This window comes from Roseibium sp. FZY0029, from assembly GCF_036350355.1.
In the GTDB taxonomy this organism is placed as follows: Bacteria; Pseudomonadota; Alphaproteobacteria; order Rhizobiales; family Stappiaceae; genus Roseibium.
On record NZ_JAZDVZ010000001.1, the window covers coordinates 55901 to 80251 of the forward strand.

General features: G+C 59.7%; 23 protein-coding genes. 7 read left to right on the forward strand and 16 right to left on the reverse strand.

Features of this window, described 5'->3' with window-relative positions:
- Nucleotides 1-35: 35 nt before the first annotated feature.
- Nucleotides 36-455, reverse strand: coding sequence for a MarR family winged helix-turn-helix transcriptional regulator (locus V1T76_RS00270; protein ID WP_330558634.1), 420 nt, complete (start codon nucleotides 453-455; stop codon nucleotides 36-38).
- A 142-nt stretch (nucleotides 456-597) separates the two neighbouring features.
- Between V1T76_RS00270 and V1T76_RS00275 the strand changes: the two genes are divergently transcribed.
- Nucleotides 598-1161: an HdeD family acid-resistance protein gene (locus tag V1T76_RS00275; RefSeq protein ID WP_330558635.1), complete on the forward strand. Its 564-nt coding sequence runs from the start codon at nucleotides 598-600 to the stop codon at nucleotides 1159-1161.
- 104 nt (nucleotides 1162-1265) lie between these two features.
- On the opposite strand, the gene V1T76_RS00280 is transcribed toward V1T76_RS00275, so the two are convergent.
- From V1T76_RS00280 to katG, 10 genes are all read right to left on the reverse strand, one after another.
- The gene (locus tag V1T76_RS00280; protein WP_330558636.1) at nucleotides 1266-2003 is read right to left on the reverse strand and encodes an anti-sigma factor; all 738 of its coding nucleotides are present in this window, start codon (nucleotides 2001-2003) and stop codon (nucleotides 1266-1268) included.
- Nucleotides 2000-2548 (reverse strand): sigma-70 family RNA polymerase sigma factor, encoded by a 549-nt coding sequence (locus tag V1T76_RS00285; protein ID WP_330559394.1) that lies wholly within the window; start codon nucleotides 2546-2548, stop codon nucleotides 2000-2002. The genes V1T76_RS00280 and V1T76_RS00285 overlap by 4 nt, the downstream gene beginning before the upstream one ends.
- 232 nt (nucleotides 2549-2780) lie before the next feature.
- Complete coding sequence (locus V1T76_RS00290; RefSeq protein WP_330558637.1) at nucleotides 2781-3569, reverse strand: DUF4394 domain-containing protein; 789 nt, start codon at nucleotides 3567-3569, stop codon at nucleotides 2781-2783.
- 220 nt (nucleotides 3570-3789) lie between these two features.
- The gene (locus V1T76_RS00295) at nucleotides 3790-4494 is read right to left on the reverse strand and encodes a pseudouridine synthase (protein WP_330558638.1); all 705 of its coding nucleotides are present in this window, start codon (nucleotides 4492-4494) and stop codon (nucleotides 3790-3792) included.
- A 1-nt stretch (nucleotide 4495) separates the two neighbouring features.
- Nucleotides 4496-5539, reverse strand: a complete 1044-nt coding sequence (locus V1T76_RS00300) for a class I SAM-dependent methyltransferase (RefSeq protein WP_330558639.1) — start codon at nucleotides 5537-5539, stop codon at nucleotides 4496-4498.
- Nucleotides 5540-5596: 57 nt separating this feature from the next.
- The gene (locus V1T76_RS00305) at nucleotides 5597-6169 is read right to left on the reverse strand and encodes a GDYXXLXY domain-containing protein (RefSeq protein ID WP_330558640.1); all 573 of its coding nucleotides are present in this window, start codon (nucleotides 6167-6169) and stop codon (nucleotides 5597-5599) included.
- Complete coding sequence (locus V1T76_RS00310) at nucleotides 6166-7527, reverse strand: DUF2157 domain-containing protein (RefSeq protein WP_330558641.1); 1362 nt, start codon at nucleotides 7525-7527, stop codon at nucleotides 6166-6168. Before V1T76_RS00310 ends, V1T76_RS00305 begins: the two co-directional genes overlap by 4 nt.
- 468 nt (nucleotides 7528-7995) lie before the next feature.
- Nucleotides 7996-10638, reverse strand: coding sequence for a DUF3141 domain-containing protein (locus V1T76_RS00315; RefSeq protein ID WP_330558642.1), 2643 nt, complete (start codon nucleotides 10636-10638; stop codon nucleotides 7996-7998).
- 9 nt (nucleotides 10639-10647) lie between these two features.
- Entirely contained in the window at nucleotides 10648-11412 is a 765-nt protein-coding gene (fabI, locus tag V1T76_RS00320; protein WP_330558643.1) for an enoyl-ACP reductase FabI, read from the reverse strand.
- 272 nt (nucleotides 11413-11684) lie between these two features.
- The gene (katG, locus tag V1T76_RS00325; protein ID WP_330558644.1) at nucleotides 11685-13856 is read right to left on the reverse strand and encodes a catalase/peroxidase HPI; all 2172 of its coding nucleotides are present in this window, start codon (nucleotides 13854-13856) and stop codon (nucleotides 11685-11687) included.
- 252 nt (nucleotides 13857-14108) lie between these two features.
- On the opposite strand from katG, the gene V1T76_RS00330 reads away from it, so the two are divergent.
- The gene (locus V1T76_RS00330; RefSeq protein WP_330558645.1) at nucleotides 14109-15032 is read left to right on the forward strand and encodes a hydrogen peroxide-inducible genes activator; all 924 of its coding nucleotides are present in this window, start codon (nucleotides 14109-14111) and stop codon (nucleotides 15030-15032) included.
- Nucleotides 15033-15049: 17 nt separating this feature from the next.
- Here the strand turns inward: V1T76_RS00330 and V1T76_RS00335 are convergent, their stop codons facing one another.
- From V1T76_RS00335 to V1T76_RS00345, 3 genes are all read right to left on the reverse strand, one after another.
- The gene (locus V1T76_RS00335; RefSeq protein WP_330558646.1) at nucleotides 15050-16228 is read right to left on the reverse strand and encodes an MFS transporter; all 1179 of its coding nucleotides are present in this window, start codon (nucleotides 16226-16228) and stop codon (nucleotides 15050-15052) included.
- A 402-nt stretch (nucleotides 16229-16630) separates the two neighbouring features.
- Complete coding sequence (locus tag V1T76_RS00340; protein ID WP_330558647.1) at nucleotides 16631-17296, reverse strand: class I SAM-dependent methyltransferase; 666 nt, start codon at nucleotides 17294-17296, stop codon at nucleotides 16631-16633.
- A gap of 146 nt (nucleotides 17297-17442) precedes the next feature.
- Complete coding sequence (locus V1T76_RS00345) at nucleotides 17443-17589, reverse strand: hypothetical protein (RefSeq protein ID WP_157140115.1); 147 nt, start codon at nucleotides 17587-17589, stop codon at nucleotides 17443-17445.
- A gap of 85 nt (nucleotides 17590-17674) precedes the next feature.
- Between V1T76_RS00345 and V1T76_RS00350 the strand changes: the two genes are divergently transcribed.
- Complete coding sequence (locus V1T76_RS00350; RefSeq protein ID WP_330558648.1) at nucleotides 17675-18595, forward strand: LysR family transcriptional regulator; 921 nt, start codon at nucleotides 17675-17677, stop codon at nucleotides 18593-18595.
- Between the two features lie 73 nt (nucleotides 18596-18668).
- Here the strand turns inward: V1T76_RS00350 and V1T76_RS00355 are convergent, their stop codons facing one another.
- Entirely contained in the window at nucleotides 18669-19577 is a 909-nt protein-coding gene (locus V1T76_RS00355) for an alpha/beta hydrolase (RefSeq protein WP_330558649.1), read from the reverse strand.
- Between the two features lie 185 nt (nucleotides 19578-19762).
- On the reverse strand, nucleotides 19763-20176 hold the full coding sequence (locus V1T76_RS00360) for a hypothetical protein (RefSeq protein ID WP_330558650.1): 414 nt from the start codon (nucleotides 20174-20176) through the stop codon (nucleotides 19763-19765).
- Between V1T76_RS00360 and V1T76_RS00365 the strand changes: the two genes are divergently transcribed.
- From V1T76_RS00365 to V1T76_RS00380, 4 genes are all read left to right on the forward strand, one after another.
- Entirely contained in the window at nucleotides 20166-20870 is a 705-nt protein-coding gene (locus tag V1T76_RS00365; RefSeq protein WP_330558651.1) for a ParA family protein, read from the forward strand. The genes V1T76_RS00360 and V1T76_RS00365 overlap by 11 nt on opposite strands.
- 248 nt (nucleotides 20871-21118) lie before the next feature.
- Nucleotides 21119-22075, forward strand: coding sequence for an HlyD family secretion protein (locus V1T76_RS00370; RefSeq protein ID WP_330558652.1), 957 nt, complete (start codon nucleotides 21119-21121; stop codon nucleotides 22073-22075).
- Nucleotides 22072-23010 (forward strand): ABC transporter ATP-binding protein, encoded by a 939-nt coding sequence (locus V1T76_RS00375; protein ID WP_330558653.1) that lies wholly within the window; start codon nucleotides 22072-22074, stop codon nucleotides 23008-23010. Before V1T76_RS00370 ends, V1T76_RS00375 begins: the two co-directional genes overlap by 4 nt.
- Nucleotides 23007-24155 carry an ABC transporter permease gene (locus tag V1T76_RS00380; RefSeq protein WP_330558654.1) on the forward strand — a complete coding sequence of 383 codons (1149 nt, stop codon included), beginning with the start codon at nucleotides 23007-23009 and terminating at the stop codon, nucleotides 24153-24155. The genes V1T76_RS00375 and V1T76_RS00380 overlap by 4 nt, the downstream gene beginning before the upstream one ends.
- Nucleotides 24156-24351 lie beyond the last annotated feature (196 nt).

Sequence of the window (24351 nt, forward strand, 5' to 3'; positions counted from 1 at the left end):
CCAGTCCGCCCGAAGTTGAAATGAGCAACGCCCGGCTAAAGCTCCGAAAGACGTTTCAAGGTGTCGATGGCGCGCAGAAACTCATCGCTGCCCAGATGGTTCTTCACGTCCGCCTGAGCCCGCCGCCATAACGGCAGTGCCTTGTTCAACAGCTCTTCGCCTTTTGGCGACAACCGGTATTGTTTGCTGCGACCGTCCTGGACGAGCTGCGAAGCCACCAGACCCTTGCGCTCCACAAGCGCAACGTTCCGAACCAGCGTCGTCCGGTCCATCGACAGCCGCTCCGCCAGCTCCGCCGTCGTTGCATCAGCGTATTTGTGGATCGTGACAAGCACGGAAAACTGTCCTGGCGTCATGCCAATCCGCCGTGCCAGCTTGTCATAATGCCGGCTGACAGCGCGTGCGGCCTTGCGGGCGTTGTCGAGAACGCAGAGCGAGAAGTCGTCTTCTTCCATGCGAGCTTTGTGTGCATATACACACTAAAAGTCAAGTCACAGTCTGGCGGGCTTACTCTCTGGCAATTTGTCATCAGGATATTGCGTTTATTTGCAAAGGGGTTACGGTCAACCGAAGCAACCACAGCGTGAGGAGGTCAAAATGACAGATACGGTTCAGGCTGTTGAAAACATGAAAAGAAAAATCCAGGACAACTGGGGCTGGTTTCTGGCGCTTGGCATTGCGCTGGTCATAGGCGGCATCATCCTGATCGCCGCCCCATTGGCAACCTCGATTGCCGTGACGATCCTGATTGCGGCCGTGCTTTTCATCGGCGGCCTGGTTCAGATCTACCATGCCTTCAAGACTCACGGCACGGCCAGTTTCCTCTGGAACCTGATCACCGGCATCATCGCTGTGGTCGGTGGTATCGTGATTTACGTGAACCCGCTGGCAGGAACACTCGCGCTGACAGTGGTCATCGCAGCGATCTTCGTGGCACAGGGCATCAGCCAGATTCTGCTGGCATTCAAACTGAAGCCGCATGAAGGCTGGGTCTGGGTGCTGATCGCCGGTCTGGTGTCCCTTGCAGCGGGCGTCATGATCTGGCTGGAGCTACCGAGTTCCGCAGCCTGGGCGCTTGGGCTGCTGGCAGGCATTTCGGTGATGCTCAACGGCTGGAGCTACATCGCCATCGCCCTTGCGGCCAAGGCATCCAAGAACTGAAACCGCAAATTTGGCAAACAACCGACACCCGGCAAAAACCCATTTGCCGGGTGTTTTTTTGAAGTCTCTTGAACGCCCTCGGACGAAAGCTCTTGAGCTGAAGATCACCTGGGCTCTTTGGCGAGGCCCTTGCCGAGGATCGGTCCCGTGGGCAAGCCGGTTGGAGACCCGCCGGGCTGTTCGAAGGTGATTTCATAAAGCTGATCAGGCTTTGGCACCGGCAGACCGGCAGCTTGCAGGATCGTTTGTTTCGGCTCATCGAAGATGCCAATGGAAACAGGTGGTCCATCCGGATCGGGCTTGGTCCAGAGCTGCAGGATCGTGCCTGCCGGAACATCGGTCTCGCCGAGCAGTGTGACCTGGGTCGCATTGTTGTCGGCCCCCTCGATCATCGCAACCGGCTGACCGGCATCGTTGACAAGAACGGCGATCACCTGGGGCTCAACGCCCGTCATCACGTTCCAGACCAGCGCAATGGCCAAGAACAGGCTCGCCGCGAGGCTGGCCGCTGCGGTCCAGAGCAGGGGTCTGCTGCGTTTGTCTCTCTCGGATTTGAGATCCACCGGCGCCTCAGCGCGGCTGGCTGTAGCCTTGGTTGCGACAAGGCCGTCTTCCACGGCGTCCAGACGTTTCTCAACGCGGTGCCAGAGGCTGTCGGGCACGGCTTCACGGGGCGTCGCGGCGTCCAGCGCGGCGAACCGCTGACGGGCAAGTTCCACGAGAACGGCCAATTCCGGCTCCTTCATCAAGCGCTCTTCCACTTCGCGCTGTTCCTCCGGGTCACACAGGCCAATGACGAATTCGTCGGCAAGCTCGGCAAGGTCGCGGCGGGCTGTTCTCATGACATGCACTCCCGCAGGGACGAGAGGCCACGGCGCACCCATGCCTTTACCGTTCCAAGGGGGGCCGACAGCCGGCCGGCAATCTCGCCGTGGGTGTAGCCCCAGATATAGGACATCAGCACCGCACTACGCTTTTCGGTTTCCAGCCGCCCCAGACACCGGCGCAGTTCGCTGTCGTGACCCAGCATTTCCCAGGCATCGTTCAGGTCGCTGCCATCGATCTGGCGTTCCAGCTTGTCGTCATCGGTTGCCGTTTCCCGGGCCCCATCGCGCAACATGTTCAGGGTTCTGTTCCGCAGCACCGCATAGATCCAGGCCCGTCCGGATCCCTTGGCCGGATCGAACTGGGAAGCCTTGCGCCAGATCAGGACCAGCGCATCCTGCATTGCGTCTTCAGCAAGGTCCTGCCGGCGCAACATGCGCTTGGCAATGCCCAGCATCTTGGGGCCTTCCAGCTCCAGTATCTGCCGCAGGGCCTGCCGGTCCTTGCGTGCGCAGGCAGCCAGAAGGGCCGCGTGGTTCACTTCGCTTACGCTTTCCGGCATATCCAGCACGTTGGTCTCACTTCTTCATTCTCACCGGTCTCCTGACTGCTACGCATCAACAGCGTTGGCGGACCATATGCCTTGAAAAGGACCGGAGCAGCCCGGGGTGGATGGTCCAGGCTGCTCCGGCAATCGGCTTTGCGGTCCAGGTGGGAAAGGTCCGCAAAGCCCAGAGCATCTTTCTTTATGATTGGGCTGAAGATGCTCCTTTAGCTCGATGTGTGGATGGTCGTTACATTGCGGTCATGAAGGTGATGTCGCGCAGCGGCCATTCCAGACCACCCAGTTCCCAGCTACCCGTCACCTTGCCGTTTTCCAACGAAACGGTGTGCAGCCACGTGCCTGTTGCGAGCCAGGCCTTGTTGTTGCCTTCCGCATCTGTCGCGACATCGAAAGCGTAGGTTTCGGCAGCGTCCACACCCAGCTTGCCAACGGCCGCTAGCGTGCCGTCGTTCGGCGATGTCTGCCGGATAACCGCACCGATGGTCGCATCGATGTCATACATCGCCGTAGTGTCCGGCTGGCCGTAGGAATTGATGTAGGCGGCAGCCACGATGTTGGGCGTCTCCCCCGCATGCATGTCCTTTTCCTCAAAGGCCAGGCTGCCATCGACGGTCACCTTGCCGCTTTCGATATCGACCCGGTGGTTGGTCAGGCCGGTCATGAAGCGCAACTTGTTGGCCTTGGGGTTGAAGTCGACGATAACCGGCTGCCCGTCCTTCAGCGGCAGCATCTTGTCCATTTTTGAGATCACGGTTGCCGCACCGGTCTTCGGATCTATCTCGACGATTTCATGGGCGGCACTGACGCCGATGAGCTGCCCCGTCGCCGGCCGCAGGTCAATGCCGAGCAGGCTGTCGACACCGGAGACTTCCATCGTGTCGGTGACCTTTCCGGAATTGCTGTCGATAACCACCAGGGTCTTTTCACCGGCAAGACCGATCGCAGGGGTCGCGTGCGCAGCGCCAGCGGCAAGAACGAGGGCGGATGCAGTCAGAAGCGTACGTGCAAGAAGGGGCATTTCAGATCTCCGTCTTTCAAAGGCAGGAGGCATCGGATTGGCCTCACATCCCGGGAACACGGCAGATCGAAATTTGGATGCAACAGGAAAAAACTTTTTTGAAAATTCGTCGGTAGCGAGCGATGAATAACCCGCTAAATCTTTGATTTCATGTAACTAAAAGCAGAAACGTATTTTTGAGGAAATTGCGTATCAGGCAGCACAAAGTCCAAATGTGACCTCACCCGCCTTCAAAGATGCGCGTCTTTTCCTGTTCGGACAGCACTTTCCACTGACCCTCTTCAAGGCCTTCCAGACCGAGACCGCCGATATGGCTGCGGCTCAGATCGGTGACATGGTTGCCCGTTGCCGCAAACATGCGGCGGACCTGATGATACCGGCCTTCATGCAGGGTAAGGCGGGCATGGGTCTCGTCAATCACCTCAAGTTCCGCCGGCTTCAGCGGCTTGTCTTCGCTTTCCAGCATCATGTCGCCGGAAGCGAATAACGCCCCTTCGTCGCCCTTCATCGGACGGTCGAGTGCCACTTCGTAGATCTTGGGAACTTCGGACTTCGGCGAGATCACACGATGCAGGAACGTGCCGTCGTCGGTAAACAGCAGGGCACCGGATGTCTCCTTATCGAGACGGCCGATGGAGGACAGCACGGGTTTGCGCATGCGGAACCGGTCCGGCAGCAGGTCGTATACCAGCCGGCCCTGATCCTTGATGGAGCAGGTGTAGCCAAGCGGCTTGTTCATCAGGATAACGACGCCATGTGCGGGGTCGAGCGGCTCATCGTCGAAGAGAATGTCCTCGTGAGCAGTCTTGGCATCCGCTTTCAGCCGGTTGCCCTCGCGGTCGGTGACCCAACCGTTGCGGATGGCGACCTGCATTTCCTTCCGGCTTCCATAGCCGAGATTGGCAAGGAGTTTTACAAGGCGCATATTATCGACCTCCCTTGCCTTTGACCGCACGAATGACCTTGTAGCCGCCTTCATCGGCGAGCTGTTTCACGTCGGCGAAGACCTCGCCCAGCGTATACTCATAGGGAAGATGCCGGTTGGCGACCATGAAGAATTCACCGCCAGGGCGCAGCCCACGGGCCGCAGACCGAATGAAACCCTGACCGACGTCAGCGCGATCAGCTTTGCCGGCCTGGTGAAACGGCGGGTTGGAAACGATGAAGTCGTATGGTCCTTCGATCCCCTGGGTCACGTCCGACCAGATGCCGTTCATCGTTCTGAGGCCCTTGAAGGCGGCCAGGTTCTGTTCGGCCAAATCCAGTGCCCGTTTTTCCGCCTCGTATAGATCCATCGATGTGACCTTGGTGGCCTTCTCGAAGACCGCACGGGTCAGATACCCGAAGCCTGCGCCCAGATCAGCGCCCCTGCCCTTGAGCGTTGCCGGCACATGGTCCGCCAAGAGCTTGGAGGCCGGGTCGATCCTGTCCCAGGCGAAGATGCCAGGACGGCTGACGAATGCTCCGTCAAGCACAGGCCGCGGCACATCAAGCGTCAGCCATTCGGCAAGAAGAGCAGCGTTCAGGCTGTTATCGGACAACTCGCTCCAGACGACACGGCACTTGTTCTTGGTCATTTTCTCGGCGCTGCCCAGAAGATCCTGAACGTCGCTTTCCAGCGTCTTCGCACCTTCGGTGTTCGGCGCACAGGCGATGACGATGCCACCGGGCCGCGCCTTGGAAACCGCGCGGGCAAGCTGTGCTCTTGCTTCCTGCCGCTGGCGCCCCGGCAGAACGAGAACAGCGTCAAATCCGTCGGCTTCCGTTTCCGCATCAACCTTCAGTCCCGCCTTTTGCAGCGCATCCCTGTCTGGCGCGAAGCTCTGCTCGCAAACAAGGTCTGCGTCCGCAAGCGCTGCAAGCGCACGCCCTGCCCTTGCGCGCAGGAACAGGACGCGGCTCTTTTCAGTAAGCTCGACAGCCCCAGTTTCAAGAGGCAAGAGAAGAGTATCGAGCGCGGGATCGGACATGATGGTCTTTCAGACGGGTTTCGGTTGACGCGCTCTTACCGCCAGAATGGCCGGACGTCAAAAGATCGCGTCGGACCGGAAGGCCTTTCCATCGACCAGCAGGTTCACCGGCAAAGACCGGCCATCTTCGGTAACGACAACTTCCAGAAGAATGCGCGACCGATCCATGCTCTCGATCTCAAGCCCTTCGCCTTCCGGCAGGAAAAAGGCGTCAATGCCGTAGTCGACCCTTATCTCGTCCTCAAAAACGGCGCGAACGGTGCCTGCAATGGCCAGATCTCCGGCTTCGGCTCGTTCCTTCGCGATCAGCACCGGCACGGCAGCGCCCGCTTCTTCTGACTTCAGGCCGACGAAGATGCTGTCCCCCGACTTGACCTTGTCGGCGCCGGGCACCGTCCTGGAAAGGGCGCCGATCGCAAGGTTGATCACCACATAGTCGCCCCGCAGCAGGTCCCTGGGATCCACCGGCACCACGGCAAGCGGCACAGCGGTTCCGCTGTGCTGAACGGTTAACCTGTCGACGAGAGGGATTGATATGAGGCCAAGCTGGATCAGGGCCAGGAGAACCCAGAGCAGCCAGTTGCTGCGCGGCCGCTGTTGTGCGGAAGATGATGCGGTTGCCGTACTCATTGCTGCACCTCCCCTGGCACGTCAGGCTGACCAGGCGTTCGACCGCCGCGTCTCATCAGGCGCGCCAGCCAGAGTGCCATCCCAAGCAGCACAACACCGGCAACGAGGAAAAACAGGGACTGCCCCAAGAGGCTGCCGATGGTGACCTGTAGCAGCCAGAGAGCGACCGCTGTCAGGCCCAGGTAGGCACAAAGCATCCAGAACCTGTTGTTGTACCATGTCCCCAATGCACAAAAACCGATCAGCGCTGCCAGAACGAACGCGGCGAGTACGAGGATGTTGGCTGTCAGCACCGGCATTAGCACGGCCACCAGCGCCAGGCCTGTCGCCCCGAAAAGCGCCCCCGATTTGACGGTCTTGTAGGACAGCAACATTCCGGCGACCAGCAGAGCCAGGGCAACGGCGAGCGGCACCAGAGCCGGCAGTGCCGCAAGCCCCTTCAAGGCAGGTTCGTCTGAAACCTCGGGAACGAGAACCAGCGCCAGAACGATCAAGACGGAGAGAACAAGAATACCGACATCCTGAAGCGATCTTGCCATCAGCCAATGCCCATGACCGCGCATCGGCCGGTCGCTGGACCACTTCACAAAGAGATCGGCAACAGGATCGATCAACATCATCGCCGCTGCCATTCCGCCCGTCCCAGCCAGGAGCATGGCGATGATGACGTCGTCACCTGAATTCATGAGATCCGCCGTTTCACCGAACCAGCGGCCATAAGTCACCCAGAGCAGCGAAATCGCGGCCCAGCGCGAAATCCGCGCCGGATGAACGACCGGATGCGCAAAGATTGCCACCAGAAGGAGTAGCCCGATCAGATCTTCCAGGAGTGGCGTCGCTCCGAAATCGGAGCGCATGACCTGCCAGGTAATGGCAGCACCTGCTGCCACGATCAGCGATGTTTTCGAACCTGTCAGCCAGGCTGCGGCCAGCGCCCCCAGACAGACGAGGAAGGCGCCGCCGGGCCAGTCCGTGGGCAGGTGAAAGATCTGCCCGACCAGCGCCATACCTCCAAGGAAGACCAGTGTTGCAAAGCCTGTTGCAAGATCGGCAATGCCCTTGCGCCCTCTTGAGGCGGCTATGGCAGCCAGACCGTTGCTTGCCACGACAAGCAGCGCAATGCCGACAAGCTTCACGGACTTGGGGATCGCGCCCCAGTTTGCGGCAATGAATGCGAGCAGTGCCAGGGCCACGCAGACCATGCCTATTCCGGCAAGAGCCATAGGCAGGCGCGAACGACCGTCGTCCTGGTCCTGCTCCTTCAATATGGCCATTGCGTCGGCGGAACTCACCCAGCCCTTCTCGACCCAAAGTTCGAGGTCGTCCTTCAAGCGTTTCTTATAGGCCCAGTCGAACATGCGGCTCCGCCAATTGTCTTTTTGTTGTCCGGTCGCAGCAGGGTCACCTCTCTCCGGTCCCTTGAAGAAAAGGTCCGGAAGGCGCAGTCATCGGCCGGAATCCGGCACTTCAAACTGCGAACGGCTCTGCTTCTGACAAGAAGTAGGCATCCAGGTGGCGAACAGGAAGTTTCTGTTTCGCCGTCACATCCTGGAGCGTAGCGAAAAATCCAATGAAAACAGAGTTCGAAATTTTATCGCCGAATTTCCAGGCGCAAGCAGCGTTCCGGTACTTGAGAGCTGCCCCGATCTTGCTATGCTCAACGGACGAATTCGGCCGGTTGGAACTCGACTGACAACTGTGACGGATCGCCAGGATCAAGCCTTAGCCTGCTAAGCGAACGATCGCTTCAGATCAGAGCCAAACTCCAAAAAAAATTCCAGGGGGGCTCTGTGGGGGCGTCCGAGAGGCCCGGACGCCCCCTCTTATTATTCAGCCGATTCTTGCAGTTTCTTTGCGGTGCTGCGCGGTTTGCGCGAAACGGCTGTCTTGCGAGCCGGCGCCTTGCGTGTAGCAGGCTTGCGAGGAGACGACTTGCTTGGTGCTGCCGCTGCCGAGGCAGCTTTTGCGGCGGCTGGCCGCTTTGCGGGTGTGTTCGTCGCGGGAGCCTTGCTCGCCGCCTCTTCCTGGGCAGCTCTGGTAACTTCCTTGCCAGGCTCGACAGAGACGTCCGTCACCGCCAGCGGATCATCCAGAATATCTTCTGAAACCGGAGGCAGGCCCAGAACCTCGTGGAACTGCTGCAGGGTTTCCAGCGTATGCGGCGTCATTTCCTCTATGGCGCCGGGGACAAAGCGCACAACCTTGGCGGCAAGCTCCCGTTCTTCTTGCGTTTTCAGCAGCTTGGACAAGGTTTCGATAGCCAGTTCCGGCGCGAATTCGACGATCATCGTCTGTTCCTGGAGAATGAAACTGCGTTCGTCCGCTGTCAGCGATTTGAACGGCTCGTCCTGTGTCAGAACACGCGCAGACCGTTCCAGACGGTCGCGGCGGACATTGCCCCGGCTGTCGGCAAGCAGGATCAGCATGCGGATGACCGCTTCGCAGAAACCACCTTCCTCGATATGCATCAGTGCAGCCTGAACCGGCGGCAGGCTGCGCAGCTCGTCCTTGCGCTTCAATGTCCGGCCCGGTTGCTTGCTGCGGCCGAACCAGCGCATGTAAGGAGTTCCCCAGATCGAATAGAACAGGTTTTCATACGCGGTATCGCGCAGATCCCTGAAGAGATCCATGGATTGCTCGATCAACGCCGCATTGACCTTTTCCAGTTCCACAAACGGGTTGCCGGCACTGGCCGGAGACCTCTCGTTTCTGGCTCGCTCGGCAATGCCCGGCAACCAACCCAGCGCCGGATTGAGGCTGGAGAACAGGGCCCGCTGCATTCTGAGCGGATGGCTCTTGCGGCGCAGGTCCGCGCTCTGCTCCGTCACGAAAGCCTGGACGAAGGGACGCACGCAGACATCGTAGAATTCGGCTTGCTGTTCGGAGGCACGGGCAACGGCCGCGAAGGGAATTTCATCGTCCCGGCCGTCATCGATCTTTGCCAGGTCTTCCATCTTGCGCTCGTGGAAGCTGACCGTGAATTCCCGTTCAAGCAGAGGGCCTTCATAGTCATCGATGGTCATCTCATAAAGACCCGGCGCCAGCGCCTCGATCGTCTTCAGCGTCGAGGTGACCTCCGTGTGTTCCTTCTTGGCGATCTTGGACGACACGAAAATGCCGAGGTGCCCGACCTGTTCGTGGATCATATAGATGATCCGTTGTCCGCGAATGGCGATTTCCCGCTCGTCCGTGTAGGTGTCGATGATCCAGTTGAGGGCCTGTTGCGGCGGGGTGATGTTATCGCCGTAGCTGGCAAAAACGATGATCGGCGCACGAATGTGCTTGATGTCGACGTTTCGGCCGGTTTCAAGCTGCGCTTCGTTCTTGGAAAGACGGTTGCCGACGAAGAGCTGCTCGACGATCCACTTCATCTCCGCTTCGTTGAGAAGGAAATACCCGCCCCACCAGCGTTCGAACTCCAGAAAGCGTTTCGGCTCGGTGTCGACCTTGGCATAAAGATCGTAGTATTTGCCGAAGTAGTTCCGGGCCGGATTGAGCATCTCGAAATTCTGCACAATGTCGGCACCGTCAAAGATGCCGTGGCCAAGGTCGGAAAAATACATGGCGTTCCATGTGCCACCCAGAACACCGGCGTTATAGCGCATCGGATTTTCGCCGACCCGGCCGGACCATGTAGAAACGGGCGCGCCGTTGAGAATGATCGGCCCGGTCAGGTCCGGGTTCATGGCAGCCAGCAGCAGCGTCGCCCAGCCGCCCTGACAGTTGCCGGTCACCACCGGATTTGGCGCCTCCGGGTGCAGTTCCATCACTTTGCGAACGAAAGCCGCTTCGGCGTGGGTCACATCCGCCAGCGTCTGGTCCTTTTCAGGCATGCGTTTGAAGGCCACGAAATAGACCGGGTGGCCGTCATGCAGGGCGACGCCTACCTGACTGTCCGGTTTGAAGCCGCCGATCCCTGCGCCATGCCCCGCGCGCGGATCAATGATGATGTAGGGCCGTTTGAATGGCTTGGGGTCGCGGCAGGGCAGATCAGCCGGCGGGATGATTTTCAGCAGCATGTAGCAGCTTGGGCGTGGCAGGTCGGCGCCATCCAGCACAACTTCGTAGTCATAGATCAGGACCGGCGGACAGCCGGCCTCTTCGTGATCCATGAAATTGTCGCCGCGCTGGCGAAGCACATCCATGGTGAGAACCGTGCGCTGGGCAGCGTCCTGCCAGTATTCCTCCCATGCCTTATAGAGAGAGCCGGCCTCCTGAGCGCCGCCCATGGCTTTCATGGCCTTTCCGAACTCGGCGACGGTCGCCTGCCAACGGCTCTTGTGGTCGTCTGAAATCCTGGTCAGGTGCTTGCTCAGCCCCCTGCCGATCAGTTCTCCCAGGTTGGACAGTTCCGTCGCCTGCGCCTGCAGGGCCGTGAACCGTTCCGATGGCCCCCAGGCGGTGGCGTCGTGCAGCGACTCCAGAAATTCGTTCTGGCCTTTTTCGAGCGCGTCAAAAATGTCCCTCATCAGGACCTCCTATCCAAGAATACTGTAGCCACCGTCGATCGGATGTACGGCGCCGGTGACGTTGAAGGCCTCCCGGCTGGCAAGAAAAGCGGCATAGGCCCCGACATCATCGATCGTGGCCAGGTGATGTGTGGGCGCGCGTTCGGCCGCGTCGTTCAGAAGTGAGTCGAATTCGGCAATCCCGGAAGCGGCCCGTGTCTTGAGAGGGCCAGGGGACAGTGCATGAACCGAGATCCCTTTCGGGCCGAGTTCGGCAGCCGCATAACGGGTTGCCGCTTCCAGAGCGGCCTTGACCGGCCCCATGACGCCGTAGTTTTCAACCACCCTCTGCGCCCCCATGAAGGAGACCGTCATGCAGGTTCCGCCTTGAGGCATCAGAGGTTCGGACCTTTTGATAAGCCGCAAGAAGGAATGAACAGACACATCCATCGCCAGCGCAAAACCGTCGGACGAACAGTCGATCACGCGGCCATGCAGGTCTTCCTTTTTGGAAAAGGCAATGGAATGGAGCAGCGTGTCGAGGCGACCCCACCTGGCCTCAATTTCGGCAAACAGTGCCTCCATCTGGGCCGCGTCGCACACGTCAAGCGGGGCGATAATTTCGGCATCGAGCTCTTCGGCGAGCGGCCGCACATAGGGCTCGGCGCGCTCATTCAGATAAGTGATCGCCAGATCGGCGCCCTGCGCACGGAACGCCTTTGCGCAGCCATAGGCGATGGACTGATCGTTGGCGACGCCGACAACAAGGGCCTTGTGACCCGTCAAATCAAACATATGCGCACTAATCCCGAACCTCAGTTCCGGACGGTCGGAAGAGAACCGGCCGGCCGCCACACGTCGCCGTTTCAAGCACAACCTGAACCGCTTTGCAGTGCAACATAAACCTTGTGACGGAACAATGACCTTTTCAAGGAGATAGGGGTTATTGCTGATGAGATTCTTCTGCTGCGTCGCAACAGAGGCCCTCGAACGAAGGTCCGGAAAAGAAAACGGCACCCCGGATTTCCCGGAGCGCCGCCATCTGTCTTCAAGGGCCGTGACCGGTCTTAGAGCAGGTCGAAACGGTCCGCGTTCATGACCTTGGTCCAGGCTTCAACGAAGTCCTTCACGAACTTCTCGTTGTTGTCGTCCTGAGCGTAGACTTCCGCGTAGGCCCGCAGAATGGAGTTCGAGCCGAAGACGAGGTCTGCGCTGGTTGCGGTCCACTTCAACGTGCCCAACTGCCGGTCGCGCACTTCGTAGGTGCCGTCGGCGGCCGGATGCCAGCTATTGCCCATGTCGGTCAGGTTGACGAAGAAGTCCGTGGTCAGAGCACCTTCCCGGTCGGTGAAGACACCATGCCTGGAGCCGCCATAGTTGGCACCCAGCACGCGCAGGCCACCCACCAGGACAGTCATTTCACGCGCGGTCAGGCCCAGAAGCTGCGCACGGTCGAGCATCATTTCTTCCGGGCTGACAACATATTTTTTCTTCTGCCAGTTGCGGAAGCCGTCTGCGACCGGTTCCAGAACCTCAAAGGATTCCGCATCGGTCTGCTCGTCGGTCGCGTCCCCACGACCCGGAGCAAACGGAACCGAGACGTTGAAGCCACCGGCCTTGATGGCCTGTTCCAGACCGACATTGCCGGCCAGAACGATGACATCGGCAACAGATGCACCGGTCTCTGCGGCAATCGGCTCGAGCTTGGCCAGAACCTTTGCCAGACGGTCCGGCTCATTGCCTTCCCAGTCCTTCTGCGGAGCAAGACGGATGCGCGCACCATTGGCTCCACCACGCTTGTCGGAGCCACGGAAGGTCCGGGCGCTGTCCCAAGCGGTCGCGATCATCTCCGCTGCAGACAGCCCGCATGCGGCAATCTTGGCTTTCACGGCATCCACATCGTAGGAGGTGGAACCTGCCGGGATCGGATCCTGCCAGATCAGATCTTCAGCCGGAACATCCGGACCGAGATAATTGACCTTCGGGCCCATGTCGCGGTGGGTCAGCTTGAACCAGGCGCGGGCAAAGCAATCGCGGAAATAGGCTTCATCAGCCATGAACTTCCGGCAGATCTCGTTGTAGACCGGGTCCATCTTCATGCCCATGTCGGCATCGGTCATCATCGGATTGCGACGGACCGACGGGTCGGATGCATCAACCGGCTTCTTGTCTTCCGGCATGTTGACCGGTTCCCACTGCCATGCACCGGCCGGTGACTTGCGCAGTTCCCAATCGTAATTGAACAGGTAGTCGAAGTAGCCCATGTCAAACTGGATCGGGAATTGCGTCCAGGCACCCTCGATACCGGAGGTGAAGGCATTGGAGGCCTTGCCACCTTGGTCCGGATTTGACCAGCCGAAGCCCTGCGACTCGACGCCGGCAGCTTCCGGCTCGACACCGATACCTTCGGCTGAGTGATTGCCGTGAGCCTTGCCGACGGTGTGACCGCCACAGGTCAGCGCCGCGGTTTCCTCGTCGTTCATCGCCATGCGCTTGAAGGTTTCACGAACATGGGCAGCGGTTCTGACCGGGTCCGGCTGGCCGTTGACGCCTTCCGGGTTGACGTAGATCAGGCCCATGTGGATCGCCGCCAGCGGGTTCTCCAGGGAACTTGCATCGTCGGCGTTCTCAAAACGGTTCTCGACAGGTGCGAGCCATTCCTTTTCCGAACCCCAGTAGACGTCGGTTTCCGGACCCCAGATGTCCTCGCGACCGAAACCGAAGCCGAAGGTTTTGAAGCCCATGGATTCGTAAGCCATGTTGCCGGCCAGAATGATCAGGTCGGCCCAGGACAGCGCGTTGCCGTATTTCTTCTTCACCGGCCACAGCAGGCGGCGGGCCTTGTCGAGGCTGGCATTGTCCGGCCAGGAGTTGAGCGGCGCAAAGCGGATGTTGCCCGAGCCCGCGCCACCGCGGCCGTCCTGCATGCGGTAGGAGCCGGCGGAGTGCCACGCCAGACGGATCATCAGGCCGCCGTAGTGACCCCAGTCGGCCGGCCACCAATCCTGGCTGTCGGTCATCAGTGCGCGGACATCTGCCTTGACCGCTTCGTGGTCCAGGCCCTTGACCGCTTCGCGGTAGTTGAAGTCGGGGTCCATCGGGTTGGTGCGTGCACCGCGCTGGTGCAGGATGTCGAGGTTCAACGCATTCGGCCACCATTTCGTCACCGGCTTGTCCATCGACGTGTTGCCACCGTGCATTACAGGACAACCGCCTGTCTTTTCCACTTTAGCGTCCATAACTCTCTCCACTTAAATCTGAAACGTTCGATTATTCGGGCCGCGTGAGACGCCCGTGATGTCCACAGACCCGCCTGAGCCCGGAACAGATCGGTTTCCTCAAATCTCCCAAAACTTTCGAGCCCAGCAGAAGCCCGGCAATGCAAGGGGGTGTTTGCTCGCCGCCCGCTTCTGTTTGAGCCCCCCTGACGCTAGCAAAGGCAATCCATCAGAGGAAGTTGAATTTTCTGATAAGTTCGATAAGCTTACCTTATGATCAATATCACCCTCAAACAGTTGCGCTATTTCGAGGCTCTCGCCCGTCACGGGCATTTCGGCAAGGCAGCCGAGGCCTGCGCCATTTCGCAGCCGGCGCTGTCCATGCAGATCAAGGAAATGGAGGAAGTGCTCGGCGCTACCTTGTTCGAACGCGGGGCCCGCCAGATTCGGCTGACACATTTTGGTGAGGTCGCCGCCGAACGTGCCCGCGATATCCTGCGGTCGACCGAGGAGTTGGGAGACCTTGCAAGGGCATCACGCGAAAGGCTTGTGGGGCGACTGCGGATCGGCGTCATACCGACGGTCGCACCCTATCTCCTGCCGAGCGTCGTTGGCGCCTTGACCAAAAGCTATCCGGAGCTGGACATTCATGTGCGCGAGACCGTCACGCCAAAGCTGATCGACGAACTGGACGAAGGCCGCCTTGACACGGCAATCGTGGCCTTGCCGGTTTCCGAAGGCACCCTCGCCGAAACTGCTTTGTTCAGCGAGCGCTTCGTCCTTGTGCGTTCGGCGCGCGAGGCCAATGCACCGCTGCCGAATGCCGAAAGCCTGCGCGAGATGCGACTTCTGTTGCTGGAGGAAGGCCATTGCTTCCGCGATCAGGCCCTCTCCTTCTGCAATCTGCAATCCGGTCCGCCGCGCGAAGTTCTGGACGCAAGCTCCCTTTCGACGCTTGTTCAGATGGTGAGCGCGGGAATGGGCGTGACACTGATCCCCGAGATGGCCGTTCCCGTGGAAACCCGGTCCGCATCGGTGGCAATTGCCCGTTTTGAAGCCCCTGAACCGACCCGGACCATCGGTATGGTCTGGCGGCGGAGAAGTCCGTTGGCGGGCCAGCTCACCGAAATAGCCGACATCGTCAGGCGATCAGCCGAAGGGCTGACGGCCCTGCGGGACCAACCTGCGATCAGCTGAACCGCTGCCCGTCTACGTTACGCCTGCGCTGATGCGCGCCGGAACGTCATCACACCCAGCAGTGCCATGGCGACGGCAAGGGCAAGCAGCACGGCCCTGGCATCGTCACCGGCAGCAAACAGGGCAACGATCAGCCCGGCCAGCGGTTGAGATAAGTTGTTGAGGCAGATGATCACGCCGGTTGTCTTGCCGAATTCCTCCGGCGGTATGATTTCCTTGCGCAGGGTGCGCACATAGATGTTGAACATCTTGTCGAACCCGGCAATCAGCAGGAAACCTGCCGTATAGATCAAGGGATGGGCCCCAAGGCCCGTCAGCACCGCCCCTGCGCAAATCAACCCGTAAGCCGTGACGCCAAGTGTCTTGAGGCCGAGCGCCACATGCGCCGTCAACGTCAGAACGGCGAGCGTCGCAAGCGCTCCGCCGACCTGGAGCCAGGCGTAGACCTGTTCGCTCTGACTGAAGAAACCGGTCATCATGGCGGCAGCCGTTGCCAGCGTCGCCCCGATGATCAGGTTGACCCCGGCAGCCTGAAGAATAGCCCGCGACAGCCCCGGCAAAGTCCAGACCAGCGTGAGCGCATGCCTCAGATCCGCGACCGGATGACGGGCTACGCGCGAAACGGGAGCCGCCTCCATGCGCGCCTGGCCGGGCCAGAAGTGGAAGGCAAGGTCGGCCAGCACGAACAGGACCGTTGCCAGCACGACCACCGCCTGCCAGGGCCAGAACGCCATCAGGTAGGCGGCCACCAGTGGCCCCATCACCACGCCCATTTGCGAGGCGAGCTGGCCATAGCTTGCAACTTTCTCGAAGCGCTGATCGGAAAAGGCGCGCACCAGCACCATTTCCAGCGCCAGCATGCCCTGCGTCGTGAAAATGCCGACGAGGGCGGAAAGCCCGATCAGCCACCAGACCCCACCGAAGGCAAGCTGACCGGCAATGCCGGCGATGCAGGCCGCAGCCCGCAGAATGCGGCTGATACGCAGCAGCAGGATCGGCGGGAACCGGTCGCTCAATATGCCCGCGACCGGAAAGGTCAGATAGCGCGGCAAGGTTTCGAAAAAGAAGGCAAGACCGGACCAGCCAACATCACCGGTGATCTGGAAAATCACCAGCGGCACCAGAAACAGAAGAATCTGATCGGCCAGAACCGTCAGGAACATGGACGCGAAAAAGGCGCGGTCGCGGACGAGCATTTTCAACTTTCAAGGGAGCAGTCGTGACGAGGCAGATCACACCTAGCACCCGAAAACCCTCTCCGCAAGTTGCTCTGGCGCTTCATTTCAATCGATTTAATTCCGTGTCTGACGTCCTTTTCGACCGTTGCACCGCACTAGGGTGTGAACCCTTAAAGGAAGACGAAATGGCATGACAAATGGCAAAATCGCGTTAGGAAGTGTGCGCTGGACGGGCTTTCTGCCCGGTCAGGCACGCTGGCGACACGCGGTGAAGCCATTTTCATGTCCTTCGGATTTGACTGGACTGGTCCTCCTCAGCGTTGCGAAAGCTTGAAAATGAGCCACATTTGCTGCGCTTCCGCGCCTTGAGGAAGACCAATCCACCTCAAACCATTTCATCTTCACTTATGGGTCCACACCCTAGAGTTTCCGCGCCACGACAAACCGGCTGTAGGGAGCCGGATAGGTTCCTGTCTCGATGATTTCGAAACCGGCGGACCGGATCTTGTCTTCCAGCATATCAAAGGAAAGGAAACGGACGAACGGTGCCTTGCCGACGAGTTGCATCGCCTTGACAAGGGGCGCGAACAGCCAGGCCCTGCGTTTCAGGCAAACGGTCTTCGAGATGTAGAGACCACCTGGTTTCAGAAGCTGGTGGATACGCGACAGGGTTTCATCGGCGTTTTCCACCAGATGCAGGAAATTGAAAGCAACAACGGCATCATAACCGGTCTCGCCCGGCTCGACCTTGTCACTTAAGACATCGGCGACTGCAAACCTCAAGCCCTGTGGGGCCTCCTTCGCCTCTGCCCCGTCCTTCAGTTTCGCCTCGGCGATTTCGATCATGCCGCTGGCAAAATCCGTGGCGAGGTAGGACCTCACGTTGCCGGCCAGCAGCAGCGCCGTGGTCCCCGTGCCGCAGCCGAGTTCCAGGACGCTGTCCTGAGACCCCAGATGCGCCCTGGTCCGCTCCAGCGTCTTTTCATAGGCGTCCTGGTTGCGGATGGGGGCCGCGGCATATTTGCGTGCAACCTTGCTCCAGAAGCCGGCGGAAGACGGCATGTCCTTGGTCCATGTTGTCGCCATGGTCAATGTTCCATTTCTAACAGATAAGCGGAGACGCAAACGGCCGGCAGAAACCGGAACCGGCGGTGAAGATGACAGCCGGCACACAGGTGCCCGAGCCTCGAAGAAGCTTCGAAACACCGGCTGCTCGAAGCTTCTGGAACCCTCTATTTCTTCTTCTTGCGGCCACCGCGCAGGCCGAGATCTTGAAGAATGTCACGGCCGATATCGCGGCCGCCAGTGGGTGAAGCCAGAAACTCCAGAACCGAAAGAACGATATTTGCCAATTGGATCATCAAAGATGACGGGCTCATTGGCGTCTCCTTTCGACAAGAAATGTACGCCCTTCAGAAATGAATGAGAATTGCCGAAATCTGGCTAGTTGATATACATATTTGCATGAATTGGCAGACCATCACATTTGACTGGAACCAGGCCCGCGCCTTTCTCGTGACGGCGGAGGAAGGGTCCCTCTCCGCTGCGGCCCGCGCGCTCGGGCTGACCCAGCCCACGCTCAGCCGGCAGGTGGCTGCACTTGAGGAGACGCTCGGCGTGACGCTTTTCCAGCGTGTCTCCAAAAGCCTCATCCTCACCGAAGCGGGTATCGAACTGGCCGATCATGTCCGCGCCATGGGGGACGCGGCCAGCAGGGTGTCGCTTGCGGCATCCGGCAAATCACAACAGGTCGAAGGGCTGGTGACCGTTTCAACGACCGATCTCATGGCAGCCCACGTTCTGCCCGGCATTCTGCGTGACTTGCGCGAGAACGCACCGGGCGTGGAAGTGAAGGTCCTGTGCACGAACAGCCTGAGTGACCTGCGCCGACGCGAGGCCGATATCGCCATTCGTCACGTGGAGCCGGATCATCCCGATCTCTATGCCCGCAAGCTGCGGTCCTCCCCGGCGCGCATCTTCGGAGCCAGATCGCTGGTCGAGCAATTCGGCCGTCCGCTGACGAGCGAAGACGCACCTGATCTCGATTTTATCGGTTTCGACAACAACGAGGAACTCGTCGGATACCTGCGCGCCTTCGGACTGAAGGTGACCGAAGCCAATATTCGTCTGGGCTCACCCAGCGGTGTGGTCGCGTGGGAATTTGTCCGCCAGGGCCTCGGTCTTGCTATCATGGCCGACGAAATCGCCGCGCGTTTCCCGGAAATCGTTCCGGCCTTTGCCGACATCGAACCGATTTCCTTCCCGATCTGGCTGGTAACCCACCGCGAGCTCCACACCAGCCGAAGGATCCGCGTCGTGTTCGACCATCTGGCGGAAGGTTTGCTGAAAATGAAGCCTTCACCGGCAACGGCACGCGAGCTCTGACATCGGCTCACCCGCCTGCGGCTGGCCAAGGCAGACGCTCATGACACTTAGTGTTTAGGGAGGCTTTGGACGATCAGCCCAGCATCCAGTTGAGCACGAGGCGCCAGTCGGTCATGCGGATGGGGGTGCCGTGGGTGCCGGTGTCGAACAACGTGAACTTGATCGGGTAATTCGGTGCCTTGGTCTTGATCTGCTTGAAGAAGTTCGCCTGGTCTTCCCAGTTGTAAACCTGGTCGAGTGTCCCCTGGCCCATATAGATCGGCACGTTGCGCCCGAGCGCTCCGGAAGACAAGAAATTGGGATCTTTCGGCGAGCCGAGAAGGAGAATGCCGGACAGCATGCTGGCGTAATTGGCGTCCTTCAGCAGGTTCCAGCAGATGATGCCGCCCATGGAGCCACAGGCAACCACGACCTTGGCGCGGGGGGACAGCTGCTTTTGATACTGGATCAAGGCAGCCACATCCGCGGTGCCGCGGTTGTCGAAGTTCTTTATGTCGACGGTCAGATAAGCGCCGCCGTTTCTGACCATCAGGTTCTGCACACGGTTGAAGTTGCCGCCGAAGGAAACGTCGTTCATGCCCTGAAAGCGGTTGCCGCCCTGCCCGTGTATGTAGATCACGATGGCGTTGGCGCCGCCTTTCCAGTTCCCGGTGCCCATGAACTCGACCACCCGGCCATTGGCTTTCAGTTCGCCACTGCCCCGGCCACGCTTGGGTTTATAGGAAACATAATTTCCGTAGACCCTGCGCTCATCGACTTCGTCGCGGTCGCGCAGGTCCCGCTGCTTGGAGTATTCGACGACGATGAAATCGCCGTTATAAAGCGTTTCGCTGACCTTCTTGTAGCGGAACAGTCCATCCTTGTAGGGCTTCAGGGCCTCTGCCTGGGCGAAACCCGCCATGCCCGCATAGGCCAACACCCCACAAAGCATAAGGTTCCGGATCAAACAGGCCGGGCGGGTGTTGAAAAATCGGTGCAGCATGTGGCGTCCTTCAAGGCGCGGATCGAAGATAGAAGTCTGATCCCAATGCATCTGGCGTGCAATTCATCACTGGCAAGTGCCGATAAGACCATGGGACCTGTCAATCGGCGGCAGGCAGCCGATTCAGCCCCCTTTCCGCATCGACAACCTACGCGGCACCCGGAGCGCATGCAATCGGTGGCCGGTCAAAAACCAGCAAGCTTTCTTGCCGGTCCAGACTGCAAACGCCCAAGTTGGTGTGGAACGATGAATGCCACTTCGAGAGCGTCGCTCGGGGCTGACGGCACGGCCTGACCGAGAACCCTTGCAAATTGTGCCAAGGCATTTTGCGCGTCTTTATCCACAAATCCTAACGCGCGTTGAATAAGTGTGGTGCAAATTGCGAATTTAAGGATTTGGTAACCATAAAAATCCAAGACTGCCAGACAGATAGGCCTGCAAAAGGTCTTCGGCGACACAAGCGGATTCGCATTGGACCAGACGAAAACCCGCTGACGGATCGCCATCAAGGTGTTGGGGCAGCTTTGTGCACGCGCTCGCAAACGCAAGTTGCTCCAGACAATGCTCGGCCAGGTCAGGAGAACCCAGATGCCAGTCATTTCCTTCGCAAACGCAAAGGGCGGCGCCGGAAAAACCACGGCGGCCCTGCTGCTGGCGACAGAAGTCGCGGCACGGGGAAAACGCGTCACCATCTTCGATGCGGACCCGCAGAAATGGATCTCGAAGTGGTACGAGCTGCCGCGCAAGAGCCCAGGCATCAACGTCATCAGCGAAATCTCGCCGGCCTCCATCACAGAGCAGATCATGCTTGCGGCCGAGACCTCCGACTACGTTATCGTTGATCTTGAGGGGACCGAGAACCTGATCGTCGCCAATGCGCTGTCGGTCTCCGACCTGGTGGTGGTTCCGATCCAGGGCTCTTCCATGGACGCACGTGGTGGCGCAAAGATCCTGACGCTGATCAAGAAGCTTGAAAAAATCGTCCGTCACGACATCAAGCATTGTGTGGTTCTGACCCGGACCAACGCTGCCGTGACTACGCGCGCGATGAAAGCGGTGCAGGATTTCCTGTCGGCCCAGAACATCGACGTTCTGATGACCCCGATCGTGGAACGTGCCGCGTTCCGCGATCTCTTCGAATTCGGCGGCGGTCTTTCCGGCCTCGACACATCCCTGGTGTCCGGCGTCCGCAAGGCGCGGGAGAACGCTTCGCTCTATGCAGCTGAAGTTCTGGAACGGGCAATCTGTGTGCCGAAGAAGCGCTGGTACAACGTGTTCAAACGGGCGAGCTGACAGCCCTGATCATGTCCATTTTCTGAAAGGCTGCGTGTCAAACCGCAGCCTTTTTGGGTTCGGTTTGACGACGGTTCCCCCGCCTTTCTGGGGCGTGCAAACCGGCACGTAATGCCGACCCCTGCCTTGAAGACGCCGCCTCTCACCTCTGCCTCAACCAGCCATGGCACAAGCTCACGAAGCAGGTTATGGTTATGGCAAGGCAATGCTCCTCTTGCTGCATGCCGTTGATCCATTGAGAGGAATTCATGTCTACAGCCCGTCCTCAAGCCCTCCTTGCAGCCAGCCTGTCTCTGTTTGTTGCCGGCTGTTACGGCGAAGAGGGGAACGTTGCCCTTGGAAATCTAGAGCGTGATCGGGTTGCCCTGACGGCGACAGCCAACGAGGTTCTGGTAGAGCTGCCCGTACCGCAGGGAACCTTCGTCAAGAAGGGAACCGTGCTGGCTCAATTGGACCCGGCAGAACAGCAGGCTATCGTGGCACAGGCAAAAGCGGAGGTTCAGAAAGCCAAGGCCAATCTGGTGAAGCTTGAAAACGGAGCGCGCCAGGAAGAAATCGCCAAGGCCCGTGCGAGCGTCGCCGGGGCAAAGGCGGAACTTGAGGACGCGCAGGCCACGTTCGAACGCTACAACGACCTGACCGGACGCGGCACCACAAGCCAGGCGCAGCTCGACAGCGCCAAGGCCGCGCGCGATGCCGCCGACGCAACCTTGCAAAGTGCCCAGGAACAGTTGAAAGAGCTTGTCGCTGGAACAAGACCGGAAGACCTCGACATAGCCAAGGCCGAGCTTGAGGCTGCCCAGGCCAGCCTTGCCACACAGGAAAAGATCCTGTCGGATCTCACCATCACCGCTTCACGAGACGGAACTCTCGACAGTCTTCCCTGGAACCTTGGAGAACGGGTGACGGCGGGCAGCCCCGTTGTGGTGATGCTGGCGGGCGATGCCCCCTATGCCCGGGTTTACGTGCCCGAACCGCACCGGGTGAAGGTCAAGCAGGGCGACAAGCTTGAGGTGCGGATCGACGGCCTCGACAAGCCGATCGAAGGCACGGTGCGCTGGATCAGCTCCGAAGCATCCTTCACGCCCTATTACGCGCTCAATCAGTCTGAACGGGCCAGGTTGATGTATGTCGCCGAGGTCCAATTGCCCGACAGTGCCAACGACCTGCCAAACGGCGTTCCCGCCCAGGTCGTCCTGCCGTGAGTTCAACGGGGGGCGACATCGTAATCCGGGCCGAGGGCCTGGTGAAAAGCTTCAAGGGGTTCCGGGCGGTCGACGGACTGGACCTGACCATTGAACGCGGCATGATCTACGGCTTTCTCGGCCCCAATGGCAGTGGCAAGACCACCGCCATGCGCATGCTCACCGGGCTTCTGACACCAACGGAAGGAACCGTCGAAGTGCTGGGGCTCTCCGTGCCCAAGGATGCGGAAACCCTGAAATATAAGATCGGCTACATGACCCAGGCCTTCTCGCTCTATGGCGACCTGACGGTGCTGGAAAACCTCACCTTCATGGCGACGATCTACGGCCTGCCGCCGAAACGAAAGAAACAGCGCATCGCCGAGGTCATGGAGCGCTACGAACTGAGCGACCTCGGGGACCGCTTCGCAGGCAAGATGTCCGGCGGCCAGCGCCAGCGCCTTGCCCTTGCGACCGCGGTTCTGCACGAGCCGCAGCTTCTGTTTCTGGACGAACCGACCTCGGCTGTCGACCCGGAGTCGCGCCGTCATTTCTGGGAACAGCTTTTCGACCTGGTCGATGGAGGCACTTCCATCGTCGTGACCACCCATTTCATGGATGAAGCGGAACGCTGCCACAAGATTGCGATCATGGAAGCAGGCCAGAAGCGTGCTGACGGAGCGCCCAAAGACCTGATGGCGGCAATGGGCGCTAATGTGGTGGAAATCGAAGGGCCGAACCTGCGCGAGATCCGCCGAAAACTGCTGGGAACGGAGGGCATCATTACCGCCGCGCAGCTTGGAGCCCGCCTTCGGGTGCTGGTGCGGGAAGACATTGCCGACCCGGAAGCCTTTCTGAAGAACAAGGACGAAACCAACGGTGCCACGCTGATCGAAAAGGTGCGCCCCAACCTGGAAGACGTCTTCGTGACCGCAACGGGAGAAGGCCGCCAATGATCAGACCGCTCTCCCGCATATCCGCGATTTTCTTCAAGGAACTCGCCCAGTTGCGCCGTGACCGGATGACTTTCGGAATGGTCATCATGATTCCCTTGATCCAGCTCATCCTGTTCGGCTACGCCATCAACACCAACATCCGGGACATTCCCGTTGCGGTCGTCGATCACAGCCAGAGCGGGATCAGCCGCGTCCTGATCCAGATGGTGGAAGCCACGCGGGTGGTGAAGGTGACCGAACGCCTGACGAGCATTGAGGAAGCGGAAACGGCCATCAAGGCAGCGCGTGTGCGCGCCGTCTTCATCCTGCCGGACGATCTGTCCCAGCGGGTTGCCCGCTCTCCTGCCGCCAATCTAGGAACCCCGCCTTCCACGGATGAGGAAACCAGCCGGCCCGTCGCCCAGTGGATCGTCGACGGCTCAGATACAATGATCGCAGGTGCCATCAAGTCACTGCGCAACATGCCGCTGGCCGAATTGAACCGGCAGGCCCCGAACCGGTCGACGCCGACCTTCGAGGTGGCCTTGTTTTTCAACCCGGAACAGCGTACCGCCATCAACATCGTACCCGGCCTGGTCGGCATCATCCTGACCATGACCATGATCATGTTCACCTCCGCGGCAATCGTGCGCGAACGCGAGCGCGGCAACATGGAGATGCTGATAAACACGCCGGTGCGGCCGATCGAGCTGATGATCGGCAAGATCATCCCCTACATTTTCATCGGTCTGGTACAGACAGCGATCATCCTGGGGCTCGGTCACCTGCTGTTCAACGTTCCCTTTGGCGACAAGATACTCGATCTCTTCATCGGAACACTGCTCTTTATCGGCGCCAGCCTGTCACTGGGCCTTGTGCTGTCGACCATTGCCCAGAGCCAGTTGCAGGCAACGCAGTTGACCGTCTTCGTGCTGCTGCCCTCCATCCTGCTGTCGGGCTTCATGTTTCCATATGAAGGCATGCCGTTGATCGCGCAGTATATTGCCGAGGCGTTTCCGGCGACGCATTTCATGCGCATGATCCGCGGTTTCGTCCTGCGTGACGCCGGGCTTATGGAGCTGCACCGTGATGTCCTGTGGATGTGCGGCTTCTTCGTTCTGGGCATGATCGTCGCCGCGTTCAGGTTCAAGAAACGGCTGGACTGAGGACTGGCTGGCGCGGGCACCAGTGCCTGGCTCACCCCTTCGGTCCCAGGCTTCCTTCGCGCTACCTCCCCACGGCCTCATCCTGAAGAGCGCATTTCTGCGCGTCTCGAAGGATGGGCGGCATACTCAGGAGCAAGTGGCCCATCCTTCGAGACAGCGCTGACGCGCTTCCTCAGGATGAGGCTTTCGTGTTGTG

Coding starts and splice junctions, on each gene's coding strand:
- V1T76_RS00270 (WP_330558634.1), bottom strand. CDS start 455: ATGGAAGAAGACGACTTCTCGCTCTGCGTTCTCGACAACGCCCGCAAG.
- V1T76_RS00275 (WP_330558635.1), top strand. CDS start 598: ATGACAGATACGGTTCAGGCTGTTGAAAACATGAAAAGAAAAATCCAG.
- V1T76_RS00280 (WP_330558636.1), bottom strand. CDS start 2,003: ATGAGAACAGCCCGCCGCGACCTTGCCGAGCTTGCCGACGAATTCGTC.
- V1T76_RS00285 (WP_330559394.1), bottom strand. CDS start 2,548: ATGCCGGAAAGCGTAAGCGAAGTGAACCACGCGGCCCTTCTGGCTGCC.
- V1T76_RS00290 (WP_330558637.1), bottom strand. CDS start 3,569: ATGCCCCTTCTTGCACGTACGCTTCTGACTGCATCCGCCCTCGTTCTT.
- V1T76_RS00295 (WP_330558638.1), bottom strand. CDS start 4,494: ATGCGCCTTGTAAAACTCCTTGCCAATCTCGGCTATGGAAGCCGGAAG.
- V1T76_RS00300 (WP_330558639.1), bottom strand. CDS start 5,539: ATGTCCGATCCCGCGCTCGATACTCTTCTCTTGCCTCTTGAAACTGGG.
- V1T76_RS00305 (WP_330558640.1), bottom strand. CDS start 6,169: ATGAGTACGGCAACCGCATCATCTTCCGCACAACAGCGGCCGCGCAGC.
- V1T76_RS00310 (WP_330558641.1), bottom strand. CDS start 7,527: ATGTTCGACTGGGCCTATAAGAAACGCTTGAAGGACGACCTCGAACTT.
- V1T76_RS00315 (WP_330558642.1), bottom strand. CDS start 10,638: ATGAGGGACATTTTTGACGCGCTCGAAAAAGGCCAGAACGAATTTCTG.
- fabI (WP_330558643.1), bottom strand. CDS start 11,412: ATGTTTGATTTGACGGGTCACAAGGCCCTTGTTGTCGGCGTCGCCAAC.
- katG (WP_330558644.1), bottom strand. CDS start 13,856: ATGGACGCTAAAGTGGAAAAGACAGGCGGTTGTCCTGTAATGCACGGT.
- V1T76_RS00330 (WP_330558645.1), top strand. CDS start 14,109: ATGATCAATATCACCCTCAAACAGTTGCGCTATTTCGAGGCTCTCGCC.
- V1T76_RS00335 (WP_330558646.1), bottom strand. CDS start 16,228: ATGCTCGTCCGCGACCGCGCCTTTTTCGCGTCCATGTTCCTGACGGTT.
- V1T76_RS00340 (WP_330558647.1), bottom strand. CDS start 17,296: ATGGCGACAACATGGACCAAGGACATGCCGTCTTCCGCCGGCTTCTGG.
- V1T76_RS00345 (WP_157140115.1), bottom strand. CDS start 17,589: ATGAGCCCGTCATCTTTGATGATCCAATTGGCAAATATCGTTCTTTCG.
- V1T76_RS00350 (WP_330558648.1), top strand. CDS start 17,675: ATGAATTGGCAGACCATCACATTTGACTGGAACCAGGCCCGCGCCTTT.
- V1T76_RS00355 (WP_330558649.1), bottom strand. CDS start 19,577: ATGCTGCACCGATTTTTCAACACCCGCCCGGCCTGTTTGATCCGGAAC.
- V1T76_RS00365 (WP_330558651.1), top strand. CDS start 20,166: ATGCCAGTCATTTCCTTCGCAAACGCAAAGGGCGGCGCCGGAAAAACC.
- V1T76_RS00360 (WP_330558650.1), bottom strand. CDS start 20,176: ATGACTGGCATCTGGGTTCTCCTGACCTGGCCGAGCATTGTCTGGAGC.
- V1T76_RS00370 (WP_330558652.1), top strand. CDS start 21,119: ATGTCTACAGCCCGTCCTCAAGCCCTCCTTGCAGCCAGCCTGTCTCTG.
- V1T76_RS00380 (WP_330558654.1), top strand. CDS start 23,007: ATGATCAGACCGCTCTCCCGCATATCCGCGATTTTCTTCAAGGAACTC.